Consider the following 16,664-nt stretch of genomic DNA (forward strand, 5'->3'; position numbering starts at 1 on the left):
GTGGGGATGCGAAAATCAGAAATTGAAAAAAATAATATTTTATCGCTTAATGAATCTTTTTATAAGTCAATGAGTGTTGAAATATCAGATAAAATGATGATGAAAACTTTTGTTCTTCCCTTAAAAATAGATAAAGTAGAAAATAATGTTGTTTTTTTTAGTTCTTCTTTAAGCAAAGATATCTTAAATGTTCTTAGTAGAACTCCTATCCACGACAAAATCTTAAAGGTTTTGGCTGATATCGTAGGTCAAAATGTTTCTTATAATATAATTGATAAAACACTTAAAAAAAATTCCCAGAAAGAATTAGAAATAGAAAAACAACAAGAATTAATTAGAAAAAGTATATCTAAAAATTTACGTAAAAAGACTAATGATTTTTCAAGAGAATATACTTTCGAAACTTATGTTGAGGGTAAATTTAACTCGGAAGCTTTACGAATGGCTCGAGCAGTTCTTGAAGGAGAACGCGAATATAATCCTATATTTATGACTGCTAATTCAGGGCTGGGGAAAACACATCTATTACACGCTTTAGGAAATGAATTACAAAAACAAAATAGTGATGTTATCTATATAAATCCACCAGATTTCAGTCCTGAAATATCTATTCTTTTGCAAGAAAATAACCCTAAAAAAATTAAGCAAAGAGTTGATGAATTATTACAGGCCGATGTTTTAATGTTTGATGATTTTCAATATTACGGTCAAGGAAATAAAAAATCCACCTTGCAAATTATTAATCAAGTCTTAGATCAACGAATGAAAGATAGAAAATTAACTATTTTTTGTTCAGATAAATCAATTAACGCATTAAACAGCACATTTGACCAACGGTTAATTACTCGTTTAACTGCAGGTCTTCAAGTCCAAATAAAAGCTCCTAAAAATGAAGATTTATTAAAAATTTTAGATTATTATATTGAAGTTAAAAAATTAAATCCTGATAAATGAGAAGAAACGGCAAAAGAGTTTGTGACTAGAAATTTTAGTAGTTCAATCAGAAATTTAATCGGGGCAATAGGAAGACTTTCTTGATATAAAGAAGATATCGCTTCAAAAACAAATGGTAGATATACAGAATCGATTTTAAAAAATATTCTTCAATCTATTGCTTCAAATAATGAACGTGTGACTACTGATTCGATAATTGACCATGTCGCTAAATACTATAAGATCAGTAAAAAAGACATTTTGGGAAAAAGCAGACAAAAAAATGTTGTTTTAGCAAGACATATGGCTATTTATATAATTAGAGATGAGATGAACATACCTCTTGAAAAAATAGGACAAATTTTTGGAAATAGAGATCACTCAACAATACTTAATGCATTGAAGAAAATAGAAACACTAAAAGAACAATCAGACCAAAGTTGTGATAGGGCAATTTCTGAAATAATGGATAGTTTGTATAAACTAGCATAGAACTTTTCCACATATTAAAAATGTCAAAAAAGCATTTTATATGGAAAAAATATTATTGTTTTTATGTTTTTTGTGGTTGTACACATAAACGCAATTTATATTATTATTATTTAAAATAAGGTGGGTAAGATGAAATTTCATATAAGTAAAAAAATATTTGATGAAGCTTTAGAGATAGTATCAAAATATATTGATAGCAATAATGCTTATTTAAATTTTCGGTGTGTTTTAGTTGATGTTGATAATGAATTTATAACTCTAAGAGCAGCAAATGATTCATCAAGTATAATTAAAAAACTTCCAGTAGACGATGAAAAAATTAAAATTGAAAAAACAGGAAAATTTCTTGTTCAATCAAATATATTGAAATCAATTATTAAAAAATTAAACAACGTTATTACTTTTGATAAAAGTATTAATGGTATTTTAGAAATATCACAAGGAAATTCGCGTTATCAATTATCGACATTAGATGAAAAAACTTATCCAGCATTTGATATATTAGCTAACACAAAAAATTTTGAAATTAATACAAATGAGTTTAAAAAAGCTATAAAAAACGTTATACATTCAACAAGCGAAGATAATAGTTTAATATACCGTTGTATAAATTTAAGATATAAAGATAATGCGATAATATTTACAGCGACAGATTCATTTAGATTATCTTTATATAAAATGCCAATAAATAGTTTTGTAGAAAATGAATTTGACATTTCAATTGATGCAAAAGATTTGAAAGATTTAATTCCAGCTGATGCACCCAAAAATATTACTTTGTTTTATAATGATTTAAAAGTTGGTGTTAAATATACAAATACCTCGATTGTGTCAAGAATAGTTACGCTTCCTTTTAAAGACACTGAACCTGTCTTTAACACTATTAAGGTTAAAAATACAATCCAAATTGAAAAATCAATATTGAATGAAATGCTAAATAAAATTTGAATGACAAATGGAGATAAAAAAAATAGAATTCAAATATCAGTAAATTCAAATGAGCTTAAATTAATAAATAATGTAAGTGAAGTTGGTTCTTTTGTCGATTCTACAAAGAATTTTAAATTTGAAGGTACGCCATTTGAAATGGATTTAAATTATATCTTTTTTAAAGATGCTATTTCAGTTTTAGAAAACGAAGTTTCAATATTAATTAGTGATGATTTGAAAAAAATATTGATTTTGTGTTCATCTAATAAATATTCAAAACAGTTAATCACACCATTAAGGAGATAAAATGGCTAAAATTGTAAAAATTGAGGGTGAGTTCATTACAATAGGTCAATTTTTGAAAAAAGAAGGATTAGTTCAAACAGGAGGCCAATCAAAATATTATTTGATGCATAATGATATTAAAATAAATGATAATAAACCTGGTGGAAGAAACACAAAAATATTTAAAAATGATGTTGTATGAATTAACGGCATTCCTTATTTTGTGAAATCGATTTAAAAAAATATAACAATATAATGTTATATTTTTATTTTTGTCTGTTTTTTGTCGTCATGCTCATTTTTTATTAATAAGATAACTTGTGATAGATAAATTAATAACGCAGCTGTTTGTCAAGTTATTGATGTAATAATACCTGAATCTAAACCGTTTCTATTAAATGCTAATGAAATTCAATACAATAATCAAGCCACATTAATAAACAATAGCGTATATAACATTCCTTTTGACATTCCAGTGAATCTTTTTTGTTCCAATGATTTTAAAGCAACAGGGAAAAAGCTTAAGGTTGTAAGCATTGGGAAAAGAACTATGCACACGTCAAATAAATGTTTATTCATTTGTTTTTTTTCGACAATGCCTCAAATTGCTAGCGCAGTGATTACGCCTGAAATAAATAGAGATATTACTAATGATAACCAAGCTTTTTTTCTTATTTTCGTTGTTTCTGAGTATTTATATGAGAAAAATATTGTAAATGAAAATATAAATGCTGAAACCATATTAGCGTATGCCGCCGCAGCCATTTTAGCAGGATTAGGATCCCATGAACCAATAAAAGCCCAACCTACAACCCCGGTAAAAAATATCCAGAATGTGTAAAAATTTACTCCTTTAGGTGTTTTTTTTGTTTTTAATAAGCTGACTAATTGAGGTATCCCGACTGATATGGTTAAAATAATTGAACTAAATCCAAATATAAACGCAAAATAAGCAGACACTTTATTTTGCGGATTGAGTGTAAAAAAATTTTTTAAAAAATCATTCATTAATATAAACCTTCTTTTTTTATGATGAAATTATTGATATACTTATGAATTTTTTGAGTGTTTTTATAAAACATGGCGTGACCCGAATCATTAAGTTCACACGTTGATACATTATATAGATTTATATATTTTTCAGCACGCGAAAAATCAAAATACTGGTCTTTTTTACTGATAAAAGCAGTGAAATTGTTTTGTTTTGAGTAAAAATTTGAGTAAATTTGTTTTATTAAATTCATATCAAAAATTTGGGTTGCTAATTTTGAAAAACGTTTGCTACGTTCAGAATAAAAAGATTTCGGAGTTGAAAGGATTTTGTTTTTTACTGATGGAGTCGTGATTCAATCATCATCCTCATCGCAAAATAACCTTAATTGCGATTCATATCATTCTTCTGCTGTTGAAGGCAACATTCATTTTGTTCTGAGCGCGATTGTTTCAGGAGTTTCGTCCCGAGGCATTAAAGGAGCGACGCCGAAAATATGAATAATATTAGGGTTGCTTAATGCAGTTTTCAATCCAGGGATAGTACCTAATGAGTGTGTAACAATGTATATTTTTCTGTTTGGCAGTGTTTTTTAACAAATTCTGAAATTATTTGGCAATAATATTCAATTGATGGGGCAACAACATTATTAGACGACTGCCCACAACCTGGGAAATCGGGAGCTATTATTGAATATATTCTATCTTTGGAGTTGAAAAGGGATAAAGCTCTCTGAGCTTCATCTCCAAAACCATGTAAAAATAAAACTATAATATTACCTAATTCATCATCAGTTAAATAGCTTATTGTTTCAGTGTTTAATTGAATAGTTTTTCTGATCATATTAACCTAATATTAGCTTAATAATTTCATCCTGTGTAACAGTGCCAAAATACTCTATAAAATCAATTGAATTGAATACTTGACGTAAACTATTCTCTGTTAAAGGTAGATTGTTGAATAATGGTTCAATTTCTCTAACGTCTTTTTTGCTCAAGAAATCACCCTCGAAGCGAAGATCGTTGATAATACCTTTTTCAATATTTCCTTTTACATGTACTATTCCACCCTTGAATTTATCACCGCTTCTAAATGTAAAGGTTGCTCCTTTGTTGAAAATCCAATCTTCAGAGCTTACTTCATTCATCATTTTTTCCAGCTGGATTTTGTATTTTTCGTAAGGAACCTCTTTTAATTCACCGTTGTTGTGTTGAATAAAATAGTTGATTAATTTAGTTATAAATTTCTCAACAGGCATTTTTTCTTTTAGTTCTTGATATACGTTGGTTACACGGGCTCGAACAGATTGAATACCTTTTGATTCATATTTTATACGAGCTGGATTAAGCGCACTCGAAAGTTTAGTTAAGTCAACATTATATAAAATTGTTCCGTGACTTACAATACGATTTTTACTTAAATATTGGGCATTTCCACTGATTTTGCAGCCATTAACGTGAACATCATTACGTCCGTGGAATTCAGCGTTTAAACCTAATGAACGCAAGAAATCGATAATTGGAGCTAAAAAACGTTCGTAACCACCTTGCTTGTTGTAATCGGTAATAAAACTAAAATTTATATTGCCCATATCGTGATAAACAGCCCCGCCGCCAGATTTACGACGTGCTAATTTTATATTATGGTCTAAGACATATTGTCTATTAATTTCTTCATGAGCGTTTTGATTATTTCCAATAATAATAGCATTGTCGTGTTGATATAAAATCAAAATATCTCCTGTCATTTCAGGATCGTTTAAGATTAAATTTTCTATAGGTAAAGTAATATAAGGACTCGTTTCTTTAATACGATAAATTTGCATTTTGAACCTACTTTCTTTAATAATTAAATTTTACCACTTATGCTTATTTATATCTCCGTTTTAAAAAAACAACCTATAAAAAGGTTGTTGCTTGATTGTAAGTTCAAGTGCAACACAAATTAATGTAAAATTAAATTGTGGGGCTTGAACTTTTTTGTTTCGATTATTCTTTAAAATAAAAAAAAGAAAAAAGCTCCAAATTGGCCAGGAACTTCATATGAATTATAGCATTAAAAAATATACCCATATAACAAAAAGTGATAGAGAAGCAATTAAAAGTTATTTAGAAATAAATTTATCAATAAGAAAAATTGCAAATATATTACATAAAAACCCATCTACAGTAAGTAGAGAAATAAAAAGAAATTTAGATAAATTTGGGAAATATTCCCCATTTTATGCTGATATCAAAGCCCAAAGACGTCATTATCATAAATATTATTTTAAATTTTTGAATAGTAAATATAGTGAATTTAGTGAATTATTTCTAAAAAAATTTGACAAAAAATATTATGGGGTAAAACTTACCCATAAATATATAAAAGAGAATTTTAAAATTAAAATCCCTTGCTTAAAAACAGTATTCAATTGAATCAAAACAAATAAATGAATAATCAAAAGATCAAATTTATTGCGTTCCTCATATAAAAAGGGTGGAAAAAGACATGCAAGCGTAATTAGTCGCCTTGTAACATCAGCTGATTATGTATTCCCGATATGAACAACACCTAAATCGATAGATAATCGTGAAGAATATGGTCATTGAGAAGCTGATATGATAGTTGGGAAAAGAGCTACTGGATATAACAACATTCTTACTTTAACAGAGAGAAAAACCAGAGTCGGTTTTGCGATTTTGATACCAAGTAAAAACCCAATGAAGGTGAATGCAGCATTAAGAAAACTCGTTTTAGAAAGACAATTAATAGTAAAAACTATAACTATTGATAATGGCATAGAATTCGAAAAAATAGGTATTTTGGCAAAATGACTCGATATAAAAATATATAGAGCTGAGCCATACGCCTCTTTTCAAAGAGGATCAAACGAACACTGAAATGGACTTATAAGACGCGAATACAAAAAAGGATTTGATTTTAATCAAATTTCGCAAGAAATATTAGACCAAATTACCAAAAGAATAAATGATATGCCAAGAGAAATTTTGGGTTGAAAATCTGCCAATGATTTATTTATCGAGGCTAACTTTTACGGCCTAGTATGATAGTCGCTTATTATGTTGCATAAGCTCTATCCACTTACACAATCCGCCTCTTTATTTTCTAACCCCAAACCCCTTACATAAGGGGCTTTTATCGTAACTAATATTTGCAAAAAATGAGAAAAAAATCATTAAAATGTTAAAATAAAAAAAGCCAAGTGCATGTGTTGCACTTGAGCTTACTATTTAGGAACAACCTATAAAAAGGTTGTTTTAATTTATGTTTTTAATTTTTTATTATATTTACGTTGATAAAATTGACTTTTCTTGAAGAAGTGTATTCCAATTGATTGCAGAATTGATCAAATATTTGAGAAAATTCAATAAACTTGAACACCTGCCGTAAAAATAACGGTTATAAACATAAATACTGCCATTACTGTTCATTGCATTCTATCACTTTTACGCATAGCTTGCTTTTGTTCAATTGTTAAATGCTTTGTTTTTCTTTTGTTTAGTAGGCGTGGAACAATCATTGAAAGTACTTGAGTACCGATTGTAACAGTTAACAATATTAAGTATCATCATTCACCGTGAGTAATTAAACGGCGTCATGAAGTAGCAGCGAAGTCAATTCATAACCAGTTTGTTGATTTAATTTCGGGAACAGATTGAATAACACGCCACATAGCGATGAAAATAGGGAATGAAACAATAAGCGAAAGGATTGCATCTAATGGGCTAATACCATTTTTTTTGTAAAGGTCAGCAACTTCTTGTTGATGACGTGCTTTCATTTCTTTATTATTTTTAAATTCTGCATATTTTGCATCTATTTTAGCTTTTTTGGCACGCAATTCTTCTTGCATTGATTGAGACATTGTTGCTTTTCAGGTTATTGCAAGCGCAATTAAACGTGTAATAACAACAGCCAAAATAATAACAAGAATTGAACTTCAGCCCCCGGCACTCGGAAGATTTTCGCGAGCTGAAAGGGTTATAGCGGCAATTGGGTAAATGATAAATGAAAAGAAAGGACCATAACTTAATGTAGATTTAAACGAAGTAAAAGGAATTTGTGGTTCGTTTGCAGCGAACAAAATTTTATTAAAATTAGTTCGCGCTATACCGATTTGCGCATTTTCTCTCAATATTTTTGTATATTGGGTTTTTCCTGCGCTATTTTTAACAATTTCTCCATTTTTATCACGTTGTGCTAAAAACATTTTATCTACTTCTGACTCAACAACACTATATTCTGCAGGAGTGGTTAATTTAATGTATCCTTGCAGAACTCTATTGTAGTTTGATAAAAGATTGAATTCATCTTTTGAGAGCGTTTTTTTATCTCCTTTTAGAATTTCACCCATAATTTTTTCGTACGATGTACCAAGTTCAGTAAATTTACTTGCATAGTAATTAGATTTTTTAATAAAAGTTTCTCTATATAAAAATTCTAAAATATCACGGGCAAAAGTTTTATTATCATCTTTATTTAAAGTATTATCAACAGTGTGTAGTGATGCTTTTTTAGTAATTTTAGCATTGTTTTTGTCACTTCAAGTTAAAGCATCATCTTTAATGTGATATACGCCATCCTTTAAATCAAACATTTCATCAAATTTAAAATCTTGATCTAAAACTTTAATTTCACTATATTTTTCATAAATTGAATTATAAGAACTTGCAGAAGTTTTAAATAAGTTCTTATTAGTTCCAGCATTTATAATTGGCGCCTCTGTTTTGTTTGACTCGGCGATGTTAGTGAACTTATCGTTTTGATCGAGATATTGAATAGCGGATGTGTAATAGTTTTTTATCCCTGAACCATATGCAGGATTGCCATCCTTCGACAAGTTATTCGCTTGATTTCTTAATTCATTTATTGTATCAGCGTGTTTTTTATAAGATAAATGGTAGTTTGTTTCCGGAGAGTAATAAATTTCGTAGTATTGTCCCTGTTTTAAATTTTTATCATCCGGTGTGGATTTTTTTTGTTTGAAGGTCGCGACTGTCGGTGAAATTTTATTTTCTGAACTGTAAAATTCAGTTCCCGCCCCAGTAAATGTTGAACTTTTAACAACTGTTGTTTGAATGCAACCAGTAAGCGTAAGCCCGAATAATAAAACGTATAAGATAATTTTAATAACCAATCAAACTTTATTTCAAATAGCTTTTTTGTTATTAGAACTCTTTTTTGATTGATTTTGTTTAAAATAATCAAACTTACTTGATCTATTTTCCATATTTTATTTTTTTGATTAATCCCTCGGTTGTTGCTAATTTAGTTTGAAATGTTTGATTTAAAAAATCTTTTCGCAAAATAATTACAAAATGAAAATTCATGTTATAAATATTCATTTTATGAATTATTGATTTAAGTTGACGTTTGTAGTAATTGCGTAATACTGCATTACAAAACTTTTTAGGTACAGTTATTCCAACTTTAAATTCTTTTGCCGGTTTGTAATAAATTATTAAAAATTTATTAATAACTTGTTTTTTAGATTTGATTACAGCGTCAAAATCTCAACTTTTTTGTAATTTATATTGCTTTTTCATTTTTTAATCCAAACTAATTGGTTAGAACTTGAAACAGTTAATCTTTTTCTACCTTTTGCTCTTCTAGCGGCCAAAACTTTACGACCGTTAGCTGTTTTCATTCTTGCACGAAAACCGTGACTTTAACGTGTTTTCTTTTGTTTGGTTGGTATGTTCTTAAACTCATTTTAACCTCCTGTGTGTGATTATATACATATAAATATAAATTTTATACTAAAATGTGTTTATATTATAATAAAAACGATTAAAAATTAATTATTTCATTTAAGATAATATTTCATTCATCTTAAGGAGTAAAAAATGAAAAAAATAAATAAAGTTTTGATTGGTGCGGTGTCGCCACTTTTGAGCGGTTTTTTATTAGCTTCGTGCGTTAAAAATGTAAAAGAACCAGAAATTAAATTATTAGACCACGAAATTGAAAAAAGAGACAATTCAATTAATTTATTATTAGAGTTAAATTCTACGATTAATAATATTTCACTAAAACTTGAATCGGGTGAGGAGCTAGAATTAAATTCTATTTCCGATAGAAAAAAAGAAATAAATATACCTTTTAATAAATTATTGAAAAAAAGCAATTATAGATTTGAAATTATTAATAAAGATAATAAAAAAATAATAGCAAGTTTTACCTATAATACTGATTTTACTATTGAAAAAGAAAAAGAAAATAAACCTCTTAAAAAAGATGATGAAGGATTAAGTGATCTTGTTCCTAATGATATTGGTTTGGAAGATGATAAAAAAACAAATTCTTCTCCAGTGCCCCCAACCCCAATGGAACCAAAACCTACAAATCCATTAAATAAGCCTGAAAAGCTGATTTTACCCCCTAAATTACCAGAAGCATTTCAGTTTCCGAAGCGCAATTTAAATAATGGACATACATACCCTGTATTTGTGAATAATTTTCAGAAAATAAAAGAGGAAGAAGCCTATAAAGAAATTTATGATAGATCTTTTTCAATTAAATTTGGAGTTCAGCAAAACACGAGTTATTTAACTACTGACTCAGGTACAGGATGATTGCTAGATTATGCAAAATTAAACGATAATAAATATAAATTATTTATAGCAACCAACTTACACGTTATAGGTGAGTTATCGAACACTTTAGATACAAATATTGCTAAAGAACTGAATTATGATGATAAAAGGTCCGGTTTTAAAGCAGATGGTATTGCACTTGGAAAAGCTTTAAATTTAACAGATTTTTCAGCAAAAAATAATAATTTTAATTATGGTGATCCAAAATACGCTGTTAAATATCTGTCGAATAGCGAAAAAATTGCTTCTGAAGATAAAAATAATACAACGAAAACAAAGGGTATAAGTTCACCTAAATTAATTTTTGCGGGTTATGATTTTATTAATCAGGATGAAATTCAGAAATTTCAAGAACCAATTAAACAAATTATAAAAGAGAGAATTTCTTATTTAGAAAAAGAAAATAGTATTACAGATGAAAATGATGAATCAGTAGAAGTAAACGTTCTTAAAAAATCATTAAAAAACAATGATTTTATACCTTTTTATACTGATTTTGCAGTACTAGAAGTTGAGGTTGATTTTACCAAATTAGGCGAACCAAATTCAAAAATGTTTAAAGACGCTATTCAAGCATTGGATAAATATTTAAAAAGAAATAAAGAGCTTAATTTACCAAATCAAGACAAAAAAATTTCTGAATATATGCAAACTACTGATTATGTTTCAGCAGGTAGATTAAACGATGGTAATAGTTTAACCAATTCACAGCAGTTATATATTGCAGGATATCCAAAAAATTCAGGAGCTTTGCATCCGGTTTGATCAAGAAACAATCCAATTGAGAGAAATTCGAATGAGAAGTGAGATAATAGAGCACCTATAAATAAAGATGCTTTTGCGCTGTCGACAAATAATTTTGAGGAAAAAGTGAGTGTTAATTATCAACCTTGAACAAAAGCTTTTGGAAGAACTTTAATTGAACATTATGGTTTTAATATGAGAATTAATTTTTCTTCTTTATATTATGGCGCTTCTGGTTCTTTAGTTTATAACGATTTTGGTCAAATGGTCGGTGCATATAGTCAAGTGGCGGGTAATGTGAACTTTGGAGATTTAAGTAAGACCGCTGGTTTCACGCCATTATTACTATCGAAAGATTATCAGGCAGGAGAAAATACAATTTTTGCATATAATTTAATCGATGGCTCAAATAAATCGCTATTTCCAAAACAAACTAAGTCATATAGAGAAAATTTGAAAAAAATATATCCAAACGGCTTTGACGGAAGCATTAAAACGACAGCACTCTTCGAAAAAGGAATTTAAGAAATAATTAATTTATCAGTAAAAAAGAGTGTTTTTACTGATAAAGTACTTTAATTTAAAATGATATAATAACAAAATATAAGTTATTTCAGGAGTAATATGCTAAATATTAAATATATTCTGGAGAATAAAGAAAAAGTACGTGAAAGTCTACAAAAAAGAAATTTTGATATTTCAATCTATGACGAGTTGCTGAAACTACTTGAAAAACGTGGTGAATTAATGTTTTTAGCACAAAGTAAAAAAGCAGAGCTTAGCCAATTTAGTAAGCTTTTTGCTCAATTTAAGGAAGATAAAGCTAAATTAGATGATTTGAGAGCTAAGGCTAACGAAATTAAAAAGGAACAATTAAAATTAAGTTCAGAATCAGATTTAATTGAGCAAAAATCAAATGAGTTGTTGCAAACTATTCCGAATATTACGCTTGATGATGTTCCTTTTGGTGTAAGTGATCAAGAAAATGTAGTTTTATCTACTCACGATAAACTAGGTCGTGGATTAATTTCGAAAATAAAACCACACTATGAAATAGCTAAAAATTTAGATATTATTGACTTTGATAGAGGTGTTAAACTTTCTGGAACTCGTTTTGTGGTTTATAAAGGTTTAGGGGCAAGACTAGCGCGCGCAATACAGAACTTTTTACTGGATTTACACACAGAAAATGATTATATTGAGTTTAGCACGCCAGTTATTACTAAACCCAATATTCTTTTTGGAACGGGTCAATTACCAAAATTTAAAGATGATTTATTTTCAGTTGATGGGAATAACTGATACTTAATACCTACTGCTGAGGTTACATTAACTAATTTATTAAATAATGAGATAGTTGATTTAAGTAAACCACACAGATATACCGCTTTTACTGAATGCTTTAGGTCAGAAGCAGGTAGCGGTGGAAAAGACACGAAAGGGATTATCCGTTTACACCAATTTAAAAAAGTGGAACTAGTTAAAATAACAAGTGAAAAAGATGCGATTAGCGAGTTTAATCAAATGTTAGAACAAGCCAAAAAAGTACTTGAACTATTAGAGTTGCCGTATAGAGAATTGCTGTTATGTACTGGAGATACTGGTTTTTCTTCAAGAAAAACAATAGATATTGAGGTTTGATTACCTTCGGAAATTAAGTTTAGAGAGATTTCGTCAGTATCTTATATGGGTGACTTCCAAGCGAGAAGGGCAATGATTAGATACAAAGACGACAACGGCCAAACTCAATACGCGCACACAATGAACGGATCGGGATTAGCAATTGATAGATTAATTGCAGCAATTTTAGAAAATTACCAAAATCCAGATGGGTCGGTGAGCGTGCCACAAAAACTTATTCCTTACATGGGAGTGGATATTATTAAGTAAAAAAATAAAGACAATTTGTCTTTATTTTTCTTGACTTTTAATTACATCATATTCAAAGTCGGTAGGCACATTACGGCCAAAGTATTCAACCTCAACAGAGACAATTTTGCGTGTGTCATCAGCATCAATAACCTTACCACTTTGTCCCTTAAACGGCCCTCCAATAATTTCAACGATTTCACCAACAGCGAATTTAGTTTCGAGTTTACCAGCATTGAAATCATCTAACATTTTTTGCTCTGACTCGAAACATTTACGAATTTCACGATTTGTTACTGGTGTAGGTTTAGCCCCTTTACCTGATGAACCAATCAATCCTGTGACATATTGAGTATTCCGAACAACGAATCATGCTTCATCACTCATGTACATGTGAATGAAAATGTAGCCGCTATACATATTTATCATTTTAATAGTGTATGGCTCGCCGTTTAGTTTTTTTTCCGCTTCTTTGGCTGAAAGTGAAGGTTTTTTAAAAATTTTAAAAGCTCCATCTGGTGTGGCGTTATTGTCAAAACAATCATCAACTTGCTCACTAATTATTCTATTTTTCAATGATTCAACAACTATATCTTCTTTACCGGAAACTGTTGAAATCATATATCACAGAAATTTTTTTTCATCCTGTGGTGTAATGTTTTGTTCGATTTGATTATCCATATTTACTCCTATTTAAGACCTAAAGTTTTTCACAGCAAACCAATTAATGTTGCAAAAAGCACAATTATTATTGTAAAAACGACTGTAAAAACAACAACTTTAAAAAATGATGTTCAATTGTGTGAATTTGATGGTCAGCGTACCCTTTTTAATTCCTTAAAAAAGCGTCTTACTCGATATTTTTTTGTCTTAGTTGGCTGTTTATTCATTATTTTTCCTCTTTGTGAGCTGTATGTGTTTTGCATCTAGGGCAAAATTTCTTTAACTCAACACGACTCGGGTTTTGCGAACTCTTGTTTTTAGAATAGTTATTAGCAAAACAGATTGAGCAACATAATATAATTTTTGTTTTCTTCATAATTATATATTTTACTCCTAGATTAGCGTTAAATAAAAAAGTGCTCAAGCACTTAATATTATTTTACACTAATTCATGAATGCAGAAAACATTTTTAGTAGTGAAGATCGTAAAGCTTTTTGTTTAGTACTGGTCATTAGATCCATGTTGAAATAGATATTGTTTGCTGATATTTTAGAAAGAATTTTTTTACTGCTATTTTTTATATGTTTTGAAAAATTGTAAATATCAATTTTAGAAATCATATTGTTTAAATTTTGTTCTCAAGATGGGTCAGGGACATCAAAATGCTCTTCGTTTTGGGGAGATAAAAGTGGGGTATTGCGTTTTTTGCGAGTTCAAAAATTAATGTGAGCAAAAATCATATTTTTAAGCGAACACGACAAATATATTTTAAATGTGCTTGGATATTCTGAGTTATACAAAGCAATAATTTTATTAAGTTGTGCTAAAAATTCGTTATAAATATCTTCATTTTCTAATGGTATTTTTGGAGAATTGGCTAAGGTTTTATTAATTATTACCATTAGATAATTGCGATAACGATGATTTATATAATTTACTTGAGCGCTTTTTGATAATTGTTTTAAGAACCGACCAACTTCATTATCGTTAAGTTGATCGAAAAATGCAACTGAAAAAGGCATTTTACCCCTTGGTTATTTCATTAATTAACAAACCTGCCGCAACAGAAACATTCAAAGATTGCACATTTCCTTTTTGTGGAATAAAAATTTTAACATCGCTTTCGTTTAAAACGGGTTGAGAGATGCCGTTAGCTTCATTGCCTACAATTAGTACAGACGGTCGATTATACTCAACTTTATCAAAATGAATTGCTTGATTATCAATTGCAGAGCTATATACTCAATAACCAGCTTTTTTCAATCTTTTTAGTGCTGCAACTAGATTATTAACCTTAATAATTTTAAGGCCGACAAAACCACCGGAAGAAACTTTTAAAACTGAAGAAGTTATACTAGCACTTCTATCTTTTGTTATTACAATATGAGATATTCCAAAGGCATTTGCAGTCCTCATTATAGCACCTAGATTATGAGGATCTTGAATATGGTCAAGAACCAATACTATATTAGGTTTTTCACTTTCAATGGAATTTAATTCGTAAATTGGAAAATCTTTAAGTATTGCGATAATACCTTGATGATTATCAGTTGTTAGTTGAGAAAGAAACGCATCATCTTTTATATTTACTGGAGCGTCAGTTTGAGTTTTTATTTTTTGTGCAAACTTATCAGAGTTGACGTATATCTGCGAGATAGGGAGTTTGGCTCGTATGGCGTCAGCCACTGAATTTCGTCCACACACCAATAATTTTTCCATTTTTTGAGACTTGTTTTTCATTATTTTTTCCCGTTTCAGTATATGTTAATAAAGTCCTGTTTTTTGCAATTTCTCTCTGATTAAATCGGCATTGAAATAATCTTTTTCAGTTGTAAAATGTGTTCATTGGTAAAAAAGATTAAGTGCTTCTTTATATTGATTTACATCAGTGTATTCGGGGTGTATTATGTGTAAAACTGTGTAGATTACGGTCGCATGTTTAAGCTCCTTAGTTTTATTAAATAATTTTATCTGCTCATTTAATAAAAGATTGTATTTAGCGAAGTCATAATTTGATAATGCCGTGAATATATTTTTCGCTTCTTCGTTTTGATTATCGACTTTAAAATTAACTCCATGTTTTGAAAATATTGAAAATAATACTTTTTTGTATTTTGTTTGAATTGAATTTAAATTATTGATTAATTCATCTGAAATATTAATAGGCGCACTCAATTTTGATGTTAGAAGCAACAATTTATATATATTTACTCCATATTGATTAAAGAAATCTTCAGGGTAAATAACATTACCGAGTGATTTAGACATTTTTACGCCATCTAAATTTATTTGCCCACACCTAATTCAATTTTTGGCAATATCATTCTTATATAAAGATCAGTGTTGAATATTTTCATTTTCATGATGAGGGAATGTTAAATCCATGCCCCCTCCATGAATATCGACTCCTTGGGCGCCAAAATGTTTATCAATTAATGCACAACATTCTGTATGTCAACCTGGTCTTCCTAAACCAAAATCAGATTGATATTTAATACCAATTTTAGTTTTTTTTCACAACGCAAAATCAGCACTAAATTTTTTCTCAGATGACTCTTCTTCAAAAATCATTTTATCTAGGTTTTGACCTGAAACAACACCATAGTTCTGGGCATTCGTTCGAACGTCAAATCAAACATTTCCTTGACTATCTTTATAAGCATTATTTGAATTTACTAAACGCAAAATATAGTTATTTATTAGGTCAATATTATCAGTGACTTTTTCGATGTGTGATATTGTGTTTATATTTAATATATCTAAGAGTTCAAGATATTTTTTTGTGTATTTTTCAGCGATTTTTTCTTCAGTTGTATTTTCTTTTATTGCTTTATTAATAATTTTGTCATCGATATCTGTGATATTGTGAATAAAAAGAAAAGGTTTATTTAAAAACCTAAAAGCCTTTAAAATTAAATCAAAAGTAACAATTGGTCGCAAATTTCCGATATGAGGATCATTATAGACGGTAGGACCACATATATATATTTTTAACATAGTTTTATTATATATTAAATTAGTTGTGAAAAGGTAAAGTTGCAATGTGAATTCAAGTATTAATTTTTTTTAATCATTTGCATCATATTTAAAAAAATTGATTTCGTGTCTTTTTAATGAGTAAAAATTAAATTTTTATCTTAAAAAGACTATCATGAGA

General features: G+C 28.9%; 19 protein-coding genes and 1 pseudogene. 7 read left to right on the forward strand and 13 right to left on the reverse strand.

The genetic code is table 4. The annotated features are described in order from the left end of the window. Window positions 1-6: 6 nt before the first annotated feature. From dnaA to MCFN_RS00015, 3 genes are all read left to right on the forward strand, one after another. A complete protein-coding gene (gene dnaA / locus MCFN_RS00005; RefSeq protein ID WP_038562380.1) occupies window positions 7-1,425 on the forward strand; it encodes a chromosomal replication initiator protein DnaA in 1,419 nt (472 codons plus the stop codon). Window positions 1,426-1,554: 129 nt separating this feature from the next. Continuing rightward, window positions 1,555-2,661, forward strand: a complete 1,107-nt coding sequence (dnaN, locus tag MCFN_RS00010) for a DNA polymerase III subunit beta (RefSeq protein WP_038560874.1) — start codon at window positions 1,555-1,557, stop codon at window positions 2,659-2,661. Between the two features lies 1 nt (window position 2,662). Continuing rightward, window positions 2,663-2,878 (forward strand): RNA-binding S4 domain-containing protein, encoded by a 216-nt coding sequence (locus MCFN_RS00015; protein WP_038560877.1) that lies wholly within the window; start codon window positions 2,663-2,665, stop codon window positions 2,876-2,878. Between the two features lie 20 nt (window positions 2,879-2,898). Here the strand turns inward: MCFN_RS00015 and MCFN_RS03600 are convergent, their stop codons facing one another. After that, window positions 2,899-3,219, reverse strand: coding sequence for a hypothetical protein (locus MCFN_RS03600; protein WP_235619442.1), 321 nt, complete (start codon window positions 3,217-3,219; stop codon window positions 2,899-2,901). A 16-nt stretch (window positions 3,220-3,235) separates the two neighbouring features. On the opposite strand from MCFN_RS03600, the gene MCFN_RS03605 reads away from it, so the two are divergent. After that, window positions 3,236-3,481 (forward strand): hypothetical protein, encoded by a 246-nt coding sequence (locus MCFN_RS03605; protein WP_235619443.1) that lies wholly within the window; start codon window positions 3,236-3,238, stop codon window positions 3,479-3,481. 166 nt (window positions 3,482-3,647) lie between these two features. Here the strand turns inward: MCFN_RS03605 and MCFN_RS03350 are convergent, their stop codons facing one another. Genes MCFN_RS03350 through MCFN_RS00030 form a run of 3 tightly spaced genes read right to left on the reverse strand, consistent with a single transcriptional unit; the run spans window position 3,648 to window position 5,456 of the window. Beyond that, window positions 3,648-4,163, reverse strand: coding sequence for a hypothetical protein (locus tag MCFN_RS03350; RefSeq protein ID WP_051604522.1), 516 nt, complete (start codon window positions 4,161-4,163; stop codon window positions 3,648-3,650). A 14-nt stretch (window positions 4,164-4,177) separates the two neighbouring features. Further along, window positions 4,178-4,474, reverse strand: coding sequence for an alpha/beta hydrolase (locus MCFN_RS00025; protein ID WP_051604523.1), 297 nt, complete (start codon window positions 4,472-4,474; stop codon window positions 4,178-4,180). A gap of 1 nt (window position 4,475) precedes the next feature. Beyond that, the gene (locus tag MCFN_RS00030; RefSeq protein WP_038560882.1) at window positions 4,476-5,456 is read right to left on the reverse strand and encodes a lipoate--protein ligase; all 981 of its coding nucleotides are present in this window, start codon (window positions 5,454-5,456) and stop codon (window positions 4,476-4,478) included. A gap of 217 nt (window positions 5,457-5,673) precedes the next feature. Here MCFN_RS00030 and MCFN_RS00035 point away from each other — a divergent pair, with 217 nt between their 5' ends. After that, window positions 5,674-6,684, forward strand: coding sequence for an IS30 family transposase (locus MCFN_RS00035; protein ID WP_038560885.1), 1,011 nt, complete (start codon window positions 5,674-5,676; stop codon window positions 6,682-6,684). 212 nt (window positions 6,685-6,896) lie between these two features. Here the strand turns inward: MCFN_RS00035 and yidC are convergent, their stop codons facing one another. From yidC to rpmH, 3 genes and pseudogenes are all read right to left on the reverse strand, one after another. After that, window positions 6,897-8,864, reverse strand: coding sequence for a membrane protein insertase YidC (gene yidC, locus MCFN_RS00040; RefSeq protein WP_051604524.1), 1,968 nt, complete (start codon window positions 8,862-8,864; stop codon window positions 6,897-6,899). Next, window positions 8,854-9,180, reverse strand: coding sequence for a ribonuclease P protein component (gene rnpA / locus MCFN_RS00045; protein ID WP_038560888.1), 327 nt, complete (start codon window positions 9,178-9,180; stop codon window positions 8,854-8,856). The genes yidC and rnpA overlap by 11 nt, the downstream gene beginning before the upstream one ends. A 29-nt stretch (window positions 9,181-9,209) precedes the next feature. Next, window positions 9,210-9,346, reverse strand: a pseudogene (gene rpmH, locus MCFN_RS03465) (50S ribosomal protein L34); the annotation flags it as partial. A gap of 134 nt (window positions 9,347-9,480) precedes the next feature. On the opposite strand from rpmH, the gene MCFN_RS00050 reads away from it, so the two are divergent. Both MCFN_RS00050 and serS read left to right on the forward strand, forming a co-directional pair. Beyond that, window positions 9,481-11,499: an MIP family Ig-specific serine endopeptidase gene (locus MCFN_RS00050; protein ID WP_038560891.1), complete on the forward strand. Its 2,019-nt coding sequence runs from the start codon at window positions 9,481-9,483 to the stop codon at window positions 11,497-11,499. Window positions 11,500-11,598: 99 nt separating this feature from the next. After that, window positions 11,599-12,864 carry a serine--tRNA ligase gene (gene serS, locus MCFN_RS00055; RefSeq protein WP_038560894.1) on the forward strand — a complete coding sequence of 422 codons (1,266 nt, stop codon included), beginning with the start codon at window positions 11,599-11,601 and terminating at the stop codon, window positions 12,862-12,864. Between the two features lie 21 nt (window positions 12,865-12,885). Here serS and nusG read toward each other — a convergent pair whose 3' ends face one another. The 6 genes from nusG to MCFN_RS00080 form a co-directional block, all read right to left on the reverse strand. Continuing rightward, window positions 12,886-13,524, reverse strand: a complete 639-nt coding sequence (nusG, locus tag MCFN_RS00060) for a transcription termination/antitermination protein NusG (RefSeq protein WP_051604525.1) — start codon at window positions 13,522-13,524, stop codon at window positions 12,886-12,888. Between the two features lie 8 nt (window positions 13,525-13,532). After that, window positions 13,533-13,733 carry a preprotein translocase subunit SecE gene (gene secE / locus MCFN_RS00065; RefSeq protein ID WP_038560897.1) on the reverse strand — a complete coding sequence of 67 codons (201 nt, stop codon included), beginning with the start codon at window positions 13,731-13,733 and terminating at the stop codon, window positions 13,533-13,535. Then, window positions 13,733-13,882 carry a 50S ribosomal protein L33 gene (gene rpmG / locus MCFN_RS03470; RefSeq protein WP_081817267.1) on the reverse strand — a complete coding sequence of 50 codons (150 nt, stop codon included), beginning with the start codon at window positions 13,880-13,882 and terminating at the stop codon, window positions 13,733-13,735. The genes secE and rpmG overlap by 1 nt, the downstream gene beginning before the upstream one ends. A gap of 68 nt (window positions 13,883-13,950) precedes the next feature. Beyond that, window positions 13,951-14,529: a hypothetical protein gene (locus tag MCFN_RS00070; RefSeq protein ID WP_038560901.1), complete on the reverse strand. Its 579-nt coding sequence runs from the start codon at window positions 14,527-14,529 to the stop codon at window positions 13,951-13,953. A 1-nt stretch (window position 14,530) separates the two neighbouring features. Beyond that, the gene (gene rlmB, locus MCFN_RS00075) at window positions 14,531-15,226 is read right to left on the reverse strand and encodes a 23S rRNA (guanosine(2251)-2'-O)-methyltransferase RlmB (protein WP_038562388.1); all 696 of its coding nucleotides are present in this window, start codon (window positions 15,224-15,226) and stop codon (window positions 14,531-14,533) included. Between the two features lie 45 nt (window positions 15,227-15,271). Continuing rightward, window positions 15,272-16,504: a class I tRNA ligase family protein gene (locus MCFN_RS00080; RefSeq protein ID WP_038562392.1), complete on the reverse strand. Its 1,233-nt coding sequence runs from the start codon at window positions 16,502-16,504 to the stop codon at window positions 15,272-15,274. Window positions 16,505-16,664: the final 160 nt, after the last annotated feature.

It is taken from the genome of Mycoplasmopsis californica (genome assembly GCF_000695835.1).
In the GTDB taxonomy this organism is placed as follows: domain Bacteria; phylum Bacillota_I; class Bacilli_A; order Mycoplasmatales; family Metamycoplasmataceae; genus Mycoplasmopsis; species Mycoplasmopsis californica.